Consider the following 17,918-nt stretch of genomic DNA (forward strand, 5'->3'; position numbering starts at 1 on the left):
TTTTCATGGGCAGTAACAGTTGATTCCCGATTGCTTCCTTTACCTAGTCATGTAATAATAACTTCGCAGCCTTTATACTAAACTGCAATTTAAAAGCAATATCCCTCGATTTTAAATCAACGCCTAATAAGTCTTCAATTCTAGACAAACGGAACTTTACAGTATTTCGGTGCACAAACAAAGCCCGTGCCGCATCTTCTATTCTCCCTCTTGAAAATAGATAGGTTTCCAGCGTTTTTAATAACTCCCCCTCATTTTCCCTATCATATACAATAAGCGGCTGAATCATGGATAGCACGTATTGAGTTATGGCATCCTTAGGGATTTGGTTTATTAGATCTTCAACTTCAACGCTTGCGTAATCATTGATATTAGTCGGGTTAAGCCTCGAGCCCAGTTGAATGGCCTTTTTAGCTTCAATAAACCCTTCTTTCATATTGTAGATTTCTTTTTTCACCTTGCTTAACCCCATGGATAGTGAAGTGCCAGGATTATCTTTGGATATAAGACCTTCTAAAAGGATGGCAATTCTTTGAGCCTGCATAAGCAGGTGTTCATCAGTCACCATCCCTTTCCCTTGCAGGATAATCAATTGACCATCGAAGTCGATATTCCAATACTTGAAATCTTCCCTTTCCGTTTCGCTTAATTTCTCCAACATTCTGCCAATTGGAAAGAATGAATCCCCTTCTTCTTTCGTTCCGTTTATTAAGAGCAGAATATATGGCCTATCGGGATTAAAGCCAAATTCCTGTAATTGGGGGATAAAAGATGAACTCCTATTTTCCCCATTCAAAAGAGAATGAAAAACTTCAACACTTCCTTTTCCATTGTTTTTCACTTTCTCCTTATTAACAAGTTCATATGTAAAGCTGAATAATAAGTCGGATAAAGGCATTTCATAAGGAATCTCCAGCAGTGGGAAATTGTACTTGTTCGCTTCTTCCACCATTCCAGGAGGAATCGTAGAAAGAAACCGCTTAATCTTGATAGCTAATCCAGCACTTCCTCTTTTCGACAATTCCCTAACAAGATTGATTTGAGCATTCAGGTCATCCTTAAACACATAACCGGTTGTCAGCAGGAGTTCCCCTCGTTTAATCCATGATATATCCGGATGATCCATTATACTTACTGAATTAATTACCCGAGTTAACCCTTGACTTCCTCCAATAACTTCCACTTGGTTTAGGGCAGGAAGTTTCAAAGCTTTTTCGATCGTTAAATACATATTTCTCCCCCTATTCTTCTTAATTATATACAGAATGAACTAGAATGAATATTCATATTTTTCCAAAAAATAGTCTTGATTTAGCATTATGGCGGTGATAATATAAAAATACACCGATTTTGTAAATAGCGTTTCTTAATAAGCAACAGCAAAACCATCCATAAGGAAGTATTTACAAAATCACAAGGAGGCGATTTCGTTACATTCATATAATTGGAAAGTCGTGACTAATTAAAAGGGGGCAAACATGGAAAAATTGAGCAAACTAAACACGTTATTGTTAGGTTTACAGCATGTTTGTGTAATGTATGGAGGAGCGGTAGCTGTTCCACTAATCGTCGGTCCTGCAATCGGGTTGACACAAGAACAGATCATATACCTGATCTCGTTTGATTTACTCGCCTGCGGGATAGTCACCTTGCTTCAAGTTATTGGCGGTAAAGGATTTGGTATAAGATTACCTGCTTTAATGGCTGTTTCTTTTATCGTGGTCGAGCCAGTAATAGCCATAGGATCGGTCCATAGTATAACCGGGGTTTTAGGGGCAGTTATGGTATCCGGAATAATTGTTGCCCTTTTATCAGGAGTAATCGGTAAATTAATACCCTATTTCCCACCAATTGTTGCAGGGTCCGTCATTTTAATCATAGGCGTGTCATTAATGCCAGTTGCCATGAAAAATGCAGCGGGCGGAGTCGGTTCCCCCACCTTTGGAGATCCTATGAATCTAATGCTAGCCTGTTTTACACTAGTGAGTTTCCTTTTATTGAATACACTTACCAAAGGTTTCTTGAAAGCGGTTTCAGTTCTTTTCGCCATGATTCTCGGCACTATATTGGCTGGTTTTTTAGGTATGGTCGATACCTCTGGCTTTACAGAGGCCAGCTGGTTTACAATGGTGACTCCTTTTTATTTTGGGGTACCTACCTTCGACCTTTCATCTATTATCACCATGACAATCATATCTTTAATCATAGCTGTGGAAAGTATAGGCGTCTTTTTGACACTCGGGGAAGTATGCGGGAAGGAAATAACCGAAAAAGATGTGGAAAAGGGCCTTCGTGCAGAAGGAATAGGGAGCTTCATAAGCGGTATCTTCAACTCTTTCAACCATTCTACCTTCTCACAAAATGTTGGCTTGGTCTTGCTGACAAAGGTAACTCAGCGCTCGGTAGTAGTCACGGCAGGTTGTATCCTAATCTTTCTAGCTTTTGTGCCTAAGGTTGCCGGTCTTACGACAATGATCCCTTTACCCGTTCTGGGCGGGGCCATGATACCAATGTTCGGCATGCTTCTATCTGCAGCTTTGGGGATGATAGCCAAAGCGGATTTAAGCAAACCTTCCAATCAATTGACGATTGCACTTGGGATAGGAGTCGGTCTGGCAGTCAAGGGGGTCCCGGAAGCATTCGATAAATTCCCGGAAACAGTCCAATTAATATGTGGAAACGGAGTCGTGATGGGTACAATAACACTGGTTGTGTTAAATGCCATCCTGAATGGAAAAACAAATCCATCCATTACACACCATCATTCCATACCCGAAATTCAACCAAGCATGAGCCAGAATATTAATATCCACCCTTAGAAAGTAGCGGACAAGGCAATTCTCTAAGGGTGTCTAGTTGGCTAGGTTCTCCAACACTTTTAATTATAACCTTATTCAGGGAATTTTCAAACAAATAATACAAGCACCTTGAACAGCCTATTTAATAGGTAAGCAAGGTGCTTTTTTTTACTTAATTATGGCTCTTCAACTTGTTTCATTTGAAAAGAGAGCGATATAACCCTCCAAAATTTGGAGTCAATCCCGAAATTCCCGACCTTTTTCGAATCTACATTCAAGGGGTCCCTTAAATTTTATTTTTTTTACAAAGTCTGATTCCGTGGGGTGTCATTGACAAATTTTTCGCATATTAAAATTGAAATTCGGGGTGGTTCTGGAGAACTTTAAGCTTAACCTTCTTAGCTTATTAGGGGGTAATGGAGGTAGGCCCTGCAACTTCAACATTTTTGGACACGAATGGGAAAAGTATACGCCAACGTTAGATCAGTTGCCGTTTAAAGGTGATACCATAATTGGAAATGATGTCTGGATAGGAATGGATACTGTCATCATGCCTGGAATAAAAATCGGGGATGGTGCAATTGTAGCCGCCAAATCGGTTATTACCAAAGATGTGGAACCTTACACCATCTTTGGAGGGAATCCCGAAAGGAAACTTAAAACCCGCTTCTCAAAAGAAATCATTAACGAACTGCTGGAAATTAAATGGTGGGATTTAGATATTGATATCATTTCTGCTCATATTGATGTGATAGTAAATGGGGATATGGAAAGTCTAAGAACCTTAAAAAATAAAAGATGACAATGCATCAACTTCAGAGAATCCGATTCTTGTACCACAAATTAATGGAGGGAAAATCACTTTTTATAATAGAATGATTCCATTGACTATATTAAGTTCGCTTTTTAACCATGGCTTTGTTAAAGATTAATGTTGATTTTTGATCAAATAAAAGAGACCACCTATAAGTGGTCTTCTTGTGCATCCTAGTGAAGTAAAGCACCCGTTAGTTCATTAAACGATAAATATATATAATAGCCCATATTATAATGAAGACCCAAATCATTACTATTAGTGAGCCGACTATCCAATTCTTCGGCTTACCCTTTTTCATCATTTCTTCTGCCTTAACTTCACAGTCGGTTAATACACTCTTTGGTATCATCTTTAATGCAATCATTATCCCTATTGGAACGAGAATTACATCGTCTAAGTAGCCAAGAATGGGTATAAAATCTGGTATTATGTCTATCGGACTGAATGCATAAGCCACAACACAAGCCGTAAATACCTTTGCATGCCAAGGCACCCGTTCATCTTTACAAGCAAAGTAAAGGATAAAAATTTGTCGTTTTAGACTCCTCGCCCAAATCTTAATTTTATCAAACATTTTTATCTCCTATAATTAAGCTTTTATTTCCATTATAACAATATAAGATTTACAAAGGATTGTTATTTCACTAACCTCCCCGTTCCATAAGAAATAGCCGCCTTCGATCCTATGCTAAAGCTACCTTTAGTTTAAGCACTATTATTTCACAAACTTCAATTACTGCGTTAAATATTAGTTTTGGAACTCTTCAATTCTATCCAACCATTCATTTAATAGAGTGCTAAAAAGTTGTGGTTGTTCAATTTGTAAATTGTGACCTGCCATATCCAATACAGCAAATGTTCCTCGCGGATACTTGTTTGCTATGTCAAGAGCATCTTTATATCCAACCGAAGAGTCTTGTCTTCCTAACAGGAATACACTGGGTTTAATAAAATCAGACTGGTCAATCTTAAAAGAAAACCCATATTTATTCTTAACCTTATTTAGAAACCTTTCATCTCCAATTTTACAACCACTTAGAATTTCTTTGTTGTACCTTAACCATGTGTACTCATCAAGTATAATGTTGTTATTTCTAAAATCCTCTAATTCACCCGTTGATAAATTTTCAATAAACTTCTCATCCGTTCTCATTATTTTATGTATCTCAACTGTTCTATTTTCTGGAAGAGGAATAATAAGAGGACATATAAATGCTGCACCAAGTATTTGTTCTTGATGCTTTTCAATAATGCCCCTAGCTATATAGCCACCGTAAGATTCTCCAGCAATTACGTACTCTTGGTTAGGAATTACAGCTTGAATAAACTCTAAAACAGCATCCAGCATTTCATCAGAACTACTTATTTCGTTATATTCTTTTGTTAATCCCATCCCAGGCAGGTCGATATAAATACGTCGCCACCCCTCCCTATTGGTAAATATTGGTTCCATACAACCACTCATTAATCGATGGTCCGGAGAATAACCGTGTATCATTAAAATTGGTTTTCCTTCCCCTAAATCTTCATAATAAATTTCTGCTTGGCGAACTTTGCAATATGCCATATTAATCCTTCTTTCTATAAAAATCATTTTAACTAACAGTACCTATTCTCTTTTTGTTTCTTTAATTCCTTCTTCAACTATCCTCCCTCTATAAACATTGATGTATCAACGATTTGCACCACTCGGTATATTAGGGAATTTATTTTTTTAATCATATTCCATAGTTGTTTGGGCCTTTTTTTACATATTCTTCACACAAATGATAATGAAAATCATTTTCAGTTATGTTATTATATTTCTTAGTACTTTTTATTTTGAACTATTGGGGGAAAAACATGATGATTGATGCTCTAAGACAAAACAAAAACATTTCTATACTCTTAGCTGTATTACGTGTATATATCGGATATACGTGGATTATGGCTGGTTGGGGGAAAATAGCAAGTGGACAGTTTGATGCTTCTGGCTTTTTACAGGGTGCGTTGGCCAACGCAACAGGAGAACATCCGGCAGTTCAAGAATGGTGGGTGGTATTTCTAAAAAATATAGCGATTCCTAATATAGAGGTATTTAACCTCTTAGTTCCTTGGGGAGAACTATTTGTAGGTCTAGGTCTATTAATCGGTTGTTTTACAAAAACAGCAGTGTTTTTTGGAATGGCGATGAACTTTTCTTATATGTTTAGTGGTACTACAAGTACAAACCCACAACTTGTTTTATTGTCAATGTTTATCCTAGTTTCTGCTATGAATGCAGGAAGATATGGGGTAGATGGTATGATTATGCCAACTCTTAAAGAAAATCTATTTGCTAACAAAACAAGAGAGATAAAAGATGCTGCTTAGTTTTTTAATACGTAGATTCGAAAGATCGCCAGTATAGGCGGTCTTTTTTGCAATCTTCTTGTTGAACTATCCTGCCCCTTTAGTTCATTAAGAAAAAGCTGCCTTAAAGACAGCCTTTTTCAGCTAACGCACCCGTTACTTTAAATACAATTCTTTCACAAACTGATTTTGCTTAACAAAACTGACCAGCAGCAGAACATCGAAAAGGCGATTTCTAATTGAAGGATTTCACTCAATATATATAGAAACCGACTAAATTAATATCTATTTGAATTATTTATATGGAATGAGAGGAAAGACCCCGACCTATAAGGTTTGCAGAAACAGGCTTTTTCCCTAATTCCCTTGCCCAAATTGATAATTGCCCTATATGGTGAATTTCGTGAGTAATAGTATGTCGCAATATTTCACCCCAAGTATCCGTCACAATTCTTCCATCTTGCAAGGTATCATAAAATAATTGATTTTCCATACTAGCATCCCAGTTGTTCACAAAGTTTTCCACTTCTAAATGAAATTCAGCGTCCAATTTTCGAACTTTGTTCAAGCTTTTATAACTATCGAAACTCTCCTGAAAGTCAGTTTCACCTTGTAAGAGACGTATCCAGCTCCATTCGACATTAACAATATGGAAAAGTGTATGCAATATACTTCCCATTCCACCCGTTCGGTTCCGCAGAAGTTCTTCTTCACTTAACTCTTCACACCAACGATACCAGTCTTCTCTTACCATCCAGTTATATCTAAAAAAAGTTTGCAAAAATGCCCCTCCCCATTTAGAAAATAATTTAATTGTTAAAATACTATTAGAGCAATGCCTAGACATTGTTAAATATTACCTTTCAGACACACATAGGTTGAATTCCTTTTTCAACAATCCTGCCCCTTTAGTTCATTAAGAAAAAGCTGCCTTAAAGACAGCTCCTAAAGCACCTAAAATTAATCATTTGGATTTATTATGGCTAAAACCTGCTTTATGGTCCCGGAAGCTTTGATAAAACGCTGATACTCTTATACCAAATTGCTTAGCCTTGGTTCCCAAAATCAAAGCCACTAAAAATCCAATATCAAAATAAAAAAGTCGATATCCTTAAATCTATATTCGGTATCGATCTGCCGATAAAAAAACCAGTAATGCAGCTATAACTAAACAACAGTCAATATCAAAGGTATTGCTTCTTGTTTGTTCAATTTTCTTGTATTTTCCAAAACTTCACCCCTCCTCTCACAATATCAAAATTCACCTAAATGAAAAAGAACAATTTTTATACTTGGAATAATAAAAATAAAAAGCCCTTCTCACACGAGAGGGGCTTTTTTGTTATTAATATTCACTTACAGAATAGCTTTTGTATGTTAACTTGTTGTTTTCAAAAACCGTATAAAAATCTGTGTCATTAGTGTCACTGTAACGGCTCCAGGTATAATCTTTTTGGGTAATGCCGCCATATGTATATGTTGAATCTAATTTCATATATTCACCTGTGATAGATACCGTTTGATTATAAGTCATTCCTTTTTTTACATTCGTATATTCATTGTAAGTTATACCATTTTTAATAGGAGTAAAGAAATATCCTTTGGCTGTTTTTGTATACTTGACCCACTTTGTTCCTACTTTATCATAATCTACAAATGTTACTGTAGCATATGAAAAGTTTTTATTTGTTGCATATGGAGTTAACGTTACAGCTTTAGTTGTTTTTGCATTAATTGTATTACCTTTATAATCTTGAACCTTATAGGTAGTACCTACTAAGGCGCTCTTATAGAAAGTTGAACCGATCGGCTTAGTTACTGTTGCAGCTTCTCCTTTATTTGCTCCAACTCCTGCCAGTAATCCTAGAGCTAATACTCCTACGGTTAATGCCTTTGCTAGTTTTTTCATCATAATTTCTCCCCCAACCCGTTAGTTCTTATGAATTTATAGTACATTTGTAGTATTCCTATTATTATTATAATCTACAGATTGCTCAACAATCAATGCTACAATAATTATGAGGTGGTAAACTTTGTTCATTTCACCAATGCTATTGCACAAAACAGAGCACCCCTTCGAGGATGGAGGGGATTTTTTGTATGGCAAAAAAGGGGGAAACGTTTCAAGCGTTCCAAAATGACCTTCAAAAGCCATTTCCTGTACGATAGGAAATGACTTTTTTTACTTATTATATGGCTTCTTTTTATTTTTCACTTCCCCGCGACCAGATAACCACTGGAATCAATAATAAAGATAATAACCCTCCGATAAATGATAATGCTGTATAACTTGAGCCGGCCACAATCATTCCAGATAAGGCTCCACCAGAGGCTCCTGATAATGCAATTAAAACATCCACCGTACCTTGGGTTTTAGCCCGATTCGAAGTGTCAGTTGAATCAACAATAAGAGCCGTCCCACTTATTAAACCGAAATTCCATCCTAATCCAAGTAAAGAAAGGGCAATAACTAGGAGAATCATAGAATCGCCTGGTGCAATCGCCGATATTAAACCAGCCAGAAGCAGCGTAGCTCCAGAGGCAATAGCCATGGCAGTACGGCCAAACTTATCAACAAGGACACCTGTAACCAGTGAAGGAAGATACATGGCAGCTATATGAAATCCTATAACGAGACCTATTTCACCCAAGTCATGTCCATGATGTCTCATATGAACTGGCGTCATGGTCATAATGGCCACCATTACAATTTGAGTAAGAACCATAATTGCCGCACCAACAATAATTCCTCTTTTGTTTACCATTTGTTCAGTATCAGCCGAATATCCTAATCGATTACTTTCTTGTTTGGACGCTTCTATTGTTCTTGCTATAACTAATGGGTCCGGGCGAAGTAAAACGAAAAGGACAAGACCTGCCAAGATAAATGCTGCCGCTGATAAAATGAAAGGACCAGCGAGTGAAGGAACGCCAATGGAAAGAGCAAAATCCCCCATTACATTCACTAAATTCGGACCGGCAACTGCACCAAATGTTGTAAACACCATGGTAATACTGATGGCAGTGGCTCGCTGTTTATTGTTAGCCAAGTCCGTACCAGCGTAACGAGCTTGTAAATTTGTCGCAGTTCCTGCACCATAGATGAGCAGGGAAGCAAATAAAAGGAATACGCTATTTATGATGGCTGCCGTTATGACTCCTATCGCTCCAAGCCCACCTATCAAAAAACCAGCAGTTAGACCTGTACGGCGACCGTAACGTTGAGAAAGTCTCCCTACAATTAAAGCAGCCCCGGCAGATCCTAAGGTAAATAAACCCGATGGAACTCCAGCAAATGCATCTGTGCCAAGCATTTGTTGTGCAAGAAGTGCCCCCACCGTAACTCCAGCCGCTAACCCGGCACCGCCAAAAATTTGTGAAATACTTATAATAATTAATGTACGTTTGTATAACATTTTTTGTTTTTCTTGAGAATCAGCATAACTCTGGTTCATTTGATATGTTTTACTGGACATTTGTTAAGACCTCATTCATCATTCTGTAATTTCCCCCCACCATGTACACCTTCCTCTAGTTGATTTTATAATATTTTTATAACCTTTACTTTTTTAGTTTAAAAACTATAAAATCAGCACATCTGAAATCTTCTTCAAATGAAGGATATTTTTCTAACATCTCTTTTGATGGCTTAGGTTCTATTATGCTTTCTAAAATAAAACCTGTTTTGATTAAAGTGTTTATATAACTTGTTAATGTTCTATGAAAGAATAGCATTTTTTCTTTATCACCTAAACGTTGTTCATACACACCTTCATAAAAATATTTATCTACGTTCCAATGCAGTTTTTTACCGCCCTTTGTTTTTTCCCAACCACTTTCTGGAGTAACAAAACAAGGATGTAAAATCGAAAATATAAAACAGCCTCCATCTACTAATAGACGATACATTTCCTGAAATGCTTTTTCATAATCTGCAAGATCTTGAATGACCATATTGGATACTATTAAATCGAAACTTTTGTCCTCTAAACAATTCAAGTCCTCACAATTAGCCTGCCTATAATCAATCAACAAATCATTCCGGGTTCTTTCTTTAGCAATTTCTATCATCCGTGATGAATAATCCACAGCCGTTACATTCGCTTCGGACCTCGCTAACATTCGACTTAAATACCCCTCACCACACCCGGCATCTAAAACGTTTTTATTCCTTACCGTTTCCATAAGTGATAATAAAGTTGGATTTAAAAAAACTTCTTTATGAAGGTCTCCTTGCTCGGTATGATTTGCAGAATATGTATCCGCGAAACTATCCCACCTTTTAATCGCTTCTTCTGTACCAATATTCTGATTCATGTTGACTCCTCCCTGTTCTTTTGCTTTAAATTCATTCCCCTGCCCTGATAGTTGCATTAATAAAAAGCTGCCTTAAAGACAGCTCCGATCTTTTGTTAATGCATGACTACCACATCTGTTCGTCCTTGTTACTTAGCTTATATATAAATGGCATCAAAATAATCACTAAAGCATACGCAGCTATTTCAAAAGCTAAGACATAACCTTTAGGTACACCATATGATATTAACGGTACAATCAATAAAGATATAAATATAAATAGGCTTAATAGCATTCTTGTTTTCTTGGAACGTATTGGGATGAATCACAGGATGAACATCTTAACTTCTTTTTAAAGGTAAACTTTTAAAAAAGGCCTCTATCCAACCCCATTTATAGCCACATTGCTGACAGGTTGGCATATGCAGCAAACTCCTTTCAATTAAATCAATATTACAAATTATATCATTTATTCCTAAACTATCCTGACTAGTTTGTTGTATAAAGAAAAAGCTGCCTTTAAAGACAGCTCCGATCTTTTGCTAACACACCCGTTAATTTAAGTACAACCCTTCACAAAATAACTTTGGAATAGGAAAAAGAGGTGCCGCAGTTACCTGGATTGTTCAACTCAGCTCCATATAGTTCAATAATTTTATTACGTTTTTCTTCCTAATATATCCGCAAATACCCCGATTACAGCCGATTATCCTTGATTAAATGACCTGACTGGCATGTAAGCCCCAAATGATAACGCTTCCCTTCACTATCTCGGCCTTTTCCTTGTGAATGTCCTCTCTTCCCTTGAATCTAAATCTCAGCATGTTACGATAACAAGGTTAAAAAATACGAACGGAATTACGAACAATGAACTTTTAGGAGGGCATAATGTTGAGAGATAAAACTGTTGCATTTTTAGGAGCCGGTTCGATGGCAGAGTCGATGATTTCAGGAATTGTGCAGATTGGGAGCATACCAGCAGAAAGAATTTATGTGACAAATCGCAGCAATCAATTACGACTCGAGGAAATGAATCACGTGTATGGAGTCCATGCGGTCCATCAGGATGCATTACCATATGAAGAAGTTGATTTCTTCATTTTGGCAATGAAGCCCCAGGGAGCAGCAGATGCTCTTGATGCACTCAAAGATAAAATAAGAGTGGATCAAGTTGTAATTTCTGTTTTAGCGGGCATTTCCACTGAATTCATGGAAAATCATCTACAGCTTGGACAGCAGGTTGTGCGGTTGATGCCAAATACGTCGAGCATGATCCGGGAGTCGGCAACCGCGTTATGTCCGGGAAGATATACAGCGATGGACAACGTGATAGCAGTGAAAGAACTGTTAGGCTGTATGGGAAAAGTGTTCTTAATTGAAGAAGATCATATGGATATTTTTACAGGAATTGCAGGAAGCGGACCTGCTTACTTCTATTATTTAATGGAGCATATGGAACACGCTGGCGTTAAAAAGGGGATGGATGAAGCAATGGTCCGTGAGATTGTCGCCCAAACGATTTTAGGCGCAGCCAAGATGATTATGGTGAACGACGAGACACCGGCAAGTCTCAGAGAGAAAGTCACTTCACCAAATGGAACGACAGCATCCGGACTTGATGCTTTACGGAAAAATAATGGCGGCAGAGCCATTTCACAGGCGATTCATCATGCTGCGAAACGTTCGAAAGAGCTGAATGAAGAGATGGCAGTAGCGTACAGCAAATCGACTAATCCCCCGAGAGTACTGGGGAACTTCAGTACCATAAAAGGACGGTGTCTAAGTTAATCATCTCCAGAAATACACCATGGAGCCTCCTTAGGAAATTATATGTATCAAAAGATGTGGTTATCAAATAACAATCCTATCAAATAGTTAAGAAAAAATATAAACGTAAGAAAAACGGAGGACAACATGAAGAGAATCCTTAAGATCGCTAGCGCTTTTATCGGAATTCTAGTCGGAGCAGGGTTCGCCTCAGGACAAGAAACCATGCTTTATTTTGTAAGCTTCGGGAACTTGGGCACAATTGGAGCTATCATTTCAGTCGCTATTTTTGCATACCTTGGAATGATTCTGATGAAGCTTGGCAGTCGTACACAAACAGATTCGCATCAGGAAGTAATTTATAAGATTTGTGGTCGCTTTCTCGGCTGTATCATTGATTATGTTCTGAACGCCATCCTATTTGGTATAGGAATTGTCATGATTGCGGGGTCAGGCTCGATCTTTGAGCAGCAGTTCGGATTACCTTCCTTTATAGGAAGCATTCTTATGACTGTTCTTGTTATGATAACAGTTATGCTGAAAGTCGACCGTGTGATTAAGGTAATTGCATCCGTCACACCATTTCTGATTCTTGTCGTACTTTTTCTATTCATTTATAGTATGTTTACAATGAATTCATCGTTTACGTCACTTGAACCACATGCGCTGGAACAAAATTCAGCTGCGGGACATTGGCTTATATCTACAATAAACTATATTTCAATAACCATTGCAATGGGGGCTTCCATGACACTTGTTATGGGTGGAAATGAACCCGATGAAAGAATATCATCCATTGGAGGGCTTACAGGAGGGATCGCTTTAGGTCTACTTCTTATAATAAGTCACCTTACTATTTTCTCAAATATTAATACTGTATCGGACTTGGATATGCCCATGCTGGGAATCGCCAACAGTATTTCACCTCTCCTAGGTATTTTGTACTCTCTCGTTCTGTTCGCTATGATTTTCAATACGGCAGTCAGCATGTTCTACTCATTTGGAACACGCTTTTCAAATCCGCAGACCACAAAATTTAAAGTGATCGTTATTTCATCACTGTTGATAGGATTTATAGCAAGCTTCTTTGGCTTCACTAAACTTGTTTCCTCTCTCTATCCAATCTTTGGCTATATGGGAATTGTCCTTATTATCGTTCTCATCATTACTCCATTCCGAATGAGTCGATTAACGAAAGAAAATTAAATTACGGATTGTTTAACCAACCTTTCTACTCATGTAGAAAGGTCTTTTGTTTTATCAATATATAATTCTTCCTTATTCGCGAGGTGTGATAACTACTGATAAAAACATTTTTTAAATTAAAATTGTTTGTCGCTGTTTTGATGGCATCTTGCTAACCAATCATCCCAAAAATCCGATTCTTTAAAAAAATCACTTTACCTTCTTGCAAAGGATTTCTTTCATATTTTCCTCCTACCAATTTGATGATGCTTATTAAACTAACCTGCCCCGTTAGTTCCATAAAAAAAGCTGTCTTAAAGACAGCTCCGATCTTCAGCTAACGCACCCGTTAGTTCATTAAGAAAAGCGAAACTTCTTCAAGAATCGCGCCCTTACTAATGAATATTGATTTGACTATACTTCGACAACATCCACTTTCCAGCTCTTTTGCAGTTTTCGAATATAAATGATTTGCCCAATGTGATATGCGTTATGAGTTGATGCATTTCCAAGTATTTCCCACCACTTCGCAGGTTCAGGAAAGCCATTTACTTCACTTTCAACTTTTTCTTCCGTTAATAAATTTTGCCATTGTAATAGCACCTCTAAAAGTCGTTCTTTTAAGTCATTAAAATTTTTATTTTCTGGAATGATAAAGCTTTTATTATTATCACCTATGGAAAGCACAGCATTGACATGAGATTTTTGGTACCTGGTTTGCCATGTTTCATTCCAATAAAGCAGGTGCTGCACAATTTCAACAATACTATTACAATTTTCATTAGGCTTCCAAAACGCTTCTTCCTCTGACAAGTTTTTAACAGAGTCAGAAAATGGAAGGTACCAGCTAGGATCATTAGCATTAGCTAATAATTGATCGGATAATACGTCTTTTGCATGAAACATGCTTTCCACACTCCTATTAAATTTTTTCTTTGAATCCAAAAGAATGTAAAAATAGTCATAAATTGAATACCTAGTTCTATTTATTCTCTTGATTAAAGTTAATTCCCTTTATTATTTTTCATAAGAAAAGCGTTTCTATTTTAGCCTATATAAAAATTACAATCTGGCTCAATTGTTGAATAAAGATCAAACAGTACTCTTCAACTATCCTGCCCCGATAGTTCCATAAGAAAAAGCTGCCTTAAAGACAGCTCCAATCTTCAGCTAAGGCACCCGTTAGTTTAAGTACAAAATTTCACATACATTTTCAGTTAAATTAACCCCATACTTTTTCTATGCAAAAGCTATACCGTATTCACTGTTTTTTTAGTAAAGATCAGCAAAAAAAAGAATTATTCATCTCCATTACCCATTGCTATACCAAGGCCTACTAAGCTTCTTGGACTTCTTTTTTTAAAAGCTTTTGTACGCTGCTTAAGCCTGGTGCATTAGAAGTTTATTAAAAAGTAAAATCAACTTTAGTACTTTATAAATAAGCGTGAAATAAAATAGTTACAATAATAAGTAATTCTAGACCAATAAAAGAGAGAGCTATTTTGAAATACTAGCTCTCTGCAATTTATTATGTTTATATAATTAAATGGATAGTACTCCGAACAATACACCAACAATTATCATAACTAATGCTGTACCTACCGCATACTTGGCTGTAAAGCGAATATGATCACCTATTTCTATACCAAGAAGCCCCATTAATATATAGATAGAACCTTGGAGTGGACTTAACAAGTGCAAGGGTTGTCCTAATAAAGAAGCTTGTCCAACTTCCATCGGATGGATACCGAAGTTGGCAGCTGTTTCTGCCATAATCGGAATAATCCCGAAATAAAAGGGAGCATTCGCCATGAAAAATGTAAATGGCATGCTTATAAGGGCAACAATGACTGTTAATTTTGGTCCGAGAGAGTCTGGAATAACTGCTATTAGGGTATCTGCCATCGCGCTAACCATGCCAGTACCATCTATAATCCCAGTAAATACACCTGCTGCAAATATCATGGAGACAACAGTTAATATATTACCTGCATGTGCGTGTAAGCGATCCTTCTGGTCCTGCAAGTTTGGATAATTTACAATCATAACGATGGCAAAGCCGAGCATGAATAACGCAGGCAACGGTAGGAAGCCCGTAAGTAAAGCTGCCAATACTAAAATCGTAAGGCCTAGGTTAAACCAAAATAATTTAGGTCGTTTTATTGATGAGTCCATTCCTACCTCAACTGCAGCAGCAATTTCTTCTTCGTTAAAAGCTTCAATATTGATAACTCCTAATCTCTTACGCTCACGTCGACCCAAGAAGTAAGCCACTCCTAAAATCCATAACACACCCGCAATCATAGAAGGAATGATTGGCAAAAGCAAGTCTATTATATCCACTTTTACCGCCGCCGTAGCTTGGGCAGCTGGTCCCCCCCACGGTAACAAGTTCATAACCCCCATCGCCAATGCAGGAATGCAGGCCAAAATGAGTTTATTCATACCCAGTTTATTATATAAAGGAAGAAAAGCTGTTACTACAATAAGGTAGGTAATAGTACCATCACCATCTAAAGCAACTACCAATGATAAAATTGCAGTGCCCAGTACAATTTTTAATGGGTCACCGCCTACCATTTTTAAAATTCTTGATACTAGTGGATCAAATAATCCTGTATCAATTAATACACCAAAATAAAGAATGGCAAAAATAATCATAATAGCAGTAGGAGCTATAGTCTCGAGACCTTTTAACATCATCGGTCCTAAATCCGTAAACCCTGCAATTAGCGCAAAAACGATTGGAACAACCGTCAGTGCACTGAACGCTGATAAGCGCTTACTCATGATTAAATACATAAATACCACAATCATGGCAAATCCCAGAAATGTTAACATAGTATGCCCCCTCTTTATCTTCCCTGAATTTTTAGAATACATGTTGAATACGTTATTTCGAATCATATATGAAAATTTTCTATAGTATAAGTTAGCACTGCTTAATGACTATTAACATCATTTCATTGTAAGGGTTTACAAAATTGACATTATTGAATTCCCCTATAATTGTTGCTATGAACCATATCTTGAAGTACTAGTAATTATACATCCAATTGATCATTTGATCCGTTAAGATAATATTACCAATACGCTGGTATCTTGCTCTTTTAATAGTCTCATCTGATTTTTACAGTTTTAAATTATTCACTTAATTACACCTCTTTTTCATTTTAAATTTTTTTATGAATCACCACTTTAATTAAAGAGTGCTCATTACATGTAAGAAATTTTTCTAATAGTTAAAGTAACATAAAGATCATTTATTACCTTTAAACAAAAAAACTCAAAAAGATAACGTTTTCAAAAACCTTTAATTTTAAAAATAAAGCAATATTCGGTGATTCTTAGATTCCAATAGTCATTCAGCATATTATAATAATTACTTTTATTGAAATATTCAGACATGTACTGGTGAATATTTTAAAAAAACCAGAAATTGGAGAAAACTAACTATATCTCTAAGAATTAACGTCCTTTTTGTAGTAATATTTTTTACTTATATAGTTTATGTTGTAATATTTTTAACTATTAAAAGCATACTATCATGGATGCTTATTAAAAGTAAACCTTTTTTTATCAAGCAGGAAGTAGATGATGGTGAGTAGGATATCTGGTTTAGAAGAAATAAAAAGGTGATAGGAACAAGGATTCAATTGAATCCTTGCTCCTATCACCTTATAAATTTAATCACTATAGTGATAATTCATTTTGGTAAGAATTGAATTAATTTCATCAAGACGATTTTTGGTTTTTTCAGGATAATTGATGGCTATGGCGCTTACAAGATAATCTGCTACAAGCATAGATGCTATTGGTGAATTATGAAAAGCGATACTACTAGAATTACATGGCAAGACTAAATCTGAATACTTAACTAGAGGAGAAGAATAACTATCAGTAATAGAAATAATTTGTGCGTTATTGTCTTTAGCTGCCATCGCGAATTCAACAATTCTTCTAGCGTATCTTGGAAAAGAGGTTGCGATGACTAAATCCTTCGAAGTAAAATTAATTCCTTTATCAACCCAATCGCTTAAATCAGCAACAATCAATTCACAGTTTCCAAGTAGACGATTAAGTCCAAAAGTTAAATGTTGTGCCACTGGTAATCCACTTCTCACACTGGTACAAAATATTCGATCTGCAGACACAATCATTTCCACCGTTTTATTTAAACTCTCCGTGGAAATCATCTCTACTGTAGATTGAATATTATTGAGTTGACTTTCTGCAGAGCGAATCCACAAATCACTTTCATTTAAATCTTTTAAATTTGCCTCTAATCTAATTTGAGGAGCTGCTCTATTACGTAAAAGTTCCTGAAGTCCTTTTTGAAATTCAGTATATCCCGAATAATTCAGACTAAAAGTCAATCTCATAATGGTGGTAGTACTAGTTCCTACAATTCCAGCCAACTGATCTACGGTTAAAAAAGCGACATCCACAGGATTTTTAATAATATAGTCCGCAACTCTTTGTTGTGTTTCTGTTAATTCTGATATCTTGTTTTTTAATTTTAATATTGGGTTTTCCATAAGATTCGCTCCAATTGAACATATTATAGTGTAAATTTTATATTTTTTTATTCTAATAAAGTATTTATTACGATATTTAATTGAATTTTATCATTTTTATTTATTAATGTAAAAAAGAGTCCCTTAATAAGAGTATTAATAATTTCCTTACCTGAAACTTCTAGAACGTATGCATGATTATTTCAT

At 36.4% G+C, this 17,918-nt stretch carries 14 protein-coding genes and 1 pseudogene; 5 read left to right on the plus strand and 10 right to left on the minus strand.

The features are described from left to right. Positions 1–43 precede the first annotated feature (43 nt). The gene (locus ACJ9PY_RS22705; RefSeq protein ID WP_411739067.1) at positions 44–1,231 is read right to left on the minus strand and encodes a PucR family transcriptional regulator; all 1,188 of its coding nucleotides are present in this window, start codon (positions 1,229–1,231) and stop codon (positions 44–46) included. Between the two features lie 247 nt (positions 1,232–1,478). Between ACJ9PY_RS22705 and ACJ9PY_RS22710 the strand changes: the two genes are divergently transcribed. Continuing rightward, positions 1,479–2,819 carry a nucleobase:cation symporter-2 family protein gene (locus ACJ9PY_RS22710; RefSeq protein ID WP_057277118.1) on the plus strand — a complete coding sequence of 447 codons (1,341 nt, stop codon included), beginning with the start codon at positions 1,479–1,481 and terminating at the stop codon, positions 2,817–2,819. 415 nt (positions 2,820–3,234) lie between these two features. Then, positions 3,235–3,600: pseudogene (locus ACJ9PY_RS22715) on the plus strand (CatB-related O-acetyltransferase); the annotation flags it as partial. Positions 3,601–3,805: 205 nt separating this feature from the next. Here ACJ9PY_RS22715 and ACJ9PY_RS22720 read toward each other — a convergent pair. After that, positions 3,806–4,189 carry a YkvA family protein gene (locus ACJ9PY_RS22720; RefSeq protein ID WP_268938334.1) on the minus strand — a complete coding sequence of 128 codons (384 nt, stop codon included), beginning with the start codon at positions 4,187–4,189 and terminating at the stop codon, positions 3,806–3,808. Between the two features lie 174 nt (positions 4,190–4,363). After that, entirely contained in the window at positions 4,364–5,182 is an 819-nt protein-coding gene (locus ACJ9PY_RS22725) for an alpha/beta fold hydrolase (protein ID WP_411739068.1), read from the minus strand. 275 nt (positions 5,183–5,457) lie between these two features. Between ACJ9PY_RS22725 and ACJ9PY_RS22730 the strand changes: the two genes are divergently transcribed. Next, positions 5,458–5,967 (plus strand): DoxX family protein, encoded by a 510-nt coding sequence (locus tag ACJ9PY_RS22730; protein WP_278090213.1) that lies wholly within the window; start codon positions 5,458–5,460, stop codon positions 5,965–5,967. Between the two features lie 277 nt (positions 5,968–6,244). On the opposite strand, the gene ACJ9PY_RS22735 is transcribed toward ACJ9PY_RS22730, so the two are convergent. The 4 genes from ACJ9PY_RS22735 to ACJ9PY_RS22750 form a co-directional block, all read right to left on the minus strand. Further along, positions 6,245–6,727 carry a DinB family protein gene (locus tag ACJ9PY_RS22735; RefSeq protein WP_411739069.1) on the minus strand — a complete coding sequence of 161 codons (483 nt, stop codon included), beginning with the start codon at positions 6,725–6,727 and terminating at the stop codon, positions 6,245–6,247. Between the two features lie 564 nt (positions 6,728–7,291). Continuing rightward, entirely contained in the window at positions 7,292–7,858 is a 567-nt protein-coding gene (locus ACJ9PY_RS22740; RefSeq protein WP_057277109.1) for a hypothetical protein, read from the minus strand. 292 nt (positions 7,859–8,150) lie between these two features. Continuing rightward, positions 8,151–9,422, minus strand: coding sequence for an MFS transporter (locus ACJ9PY_RS22745; protein WP_057277108.1), 1,272 nt, complete (start codon positions 9,420–9,422; stop codon positions 8,151–8,153). Between the two features lie 85 nt (positions 9,423–9,507). Beyond that, positions 9,508–10,263, minus strand: a complete 756-nt coding sequence (locus tag ACJ9PY_RS22750; RefSeq protein WP_411739070.1) for a class I SAM-dependent methyltransferase — start codon at positions 10,261–10,263, stop codon at positions 9,508–9,510. Positions 10,264–11,130: 867 nt separating this feature from the next. Here ACJ9PY_RS22750 and proC point away from each other — a divergent pair. Both proC and ACJ9PY_RS22760 read left to right on the plus strand, forming a co-directional pair. Further along, positions 11,131–12,030, plus strand: coding sequence for a pyrroline-5-carboxylate reductase (gene proC, locus ACJ9PY_RS22755; protein ID WP_411739071.1), 900 nt, complete (start codon positions 11,131–11,133; stop codon positions 12,028–12,030). A gap of 126 nt (positions 12,031–12,156) precedes the next feature. Then, positions 12,157–13,215 (plus strand): hypothetical protein, encoded by a 1,059-nt coding sequence (locus ACJ9PY_RS22760; protein WP_411739072.1) that lies wholly within the window; start codon positions 12,157–12,159, stop codon positions 13,213–13,215. Positions 13,216–13,608: 393 nt separating this feature from the next. On the opposite strand, the gene ACJ9PY_RS22765 is transcribed toward ACJ9PY_RS22760, so the two are convergent. The 3 genes from ACJ9PY_RS22765 to ACJ9PY_RS22775 form a co-directional block, all read right to left on the minus strand. Beyond that, positions 13,609–14,100 carry a DinB family protein gene (locus ACJ9PY_RS22765; protein WP_411739073.1) on the minus strand — a complete coding sequence of 164 codons (492 nt, stop codon included), beginning with the start codon at positions 14,098–14,100 and terminating at the stop codon, positions 13,609–13,611. A gap of 636 nt (positions 14,101–14,736) precedes the next feature. Further along, the gene (locus ACJ9PY_RS22770; protein ID WP_239859457.1) at positions 14,737–16,035 is read right to left on the minus strand and encodes a CitMHS family transporter; all 1,299 of its coding nucleotides are present in this window, start codon (positions 16,033–16,035) and stop codon (positions 14,737–14,739) included. An 845-nt stretch (positions 16,036–16,880) separates the two neighbouring features. Next, entirely contained in the window at positions 16,881–17,732 is an 852-nt protein-coding gene (locus ACJ9PY_RS22775; RefSeq protein WP_076370312.1) for a MurR/RpiR family transcriptional regulator, read from the minus strand. Positions 17,733–17,918: the final 186 nt, after the last annotated feature.

Source organism: Peribacillus sp. S4 (assembly GCF_046715815.1).
Lineage (GTDB): Bacteria > Bacillota > Bacilli > Bacillales > DSM-1321 > Peribacillus > Peribacillus frigoritolerans.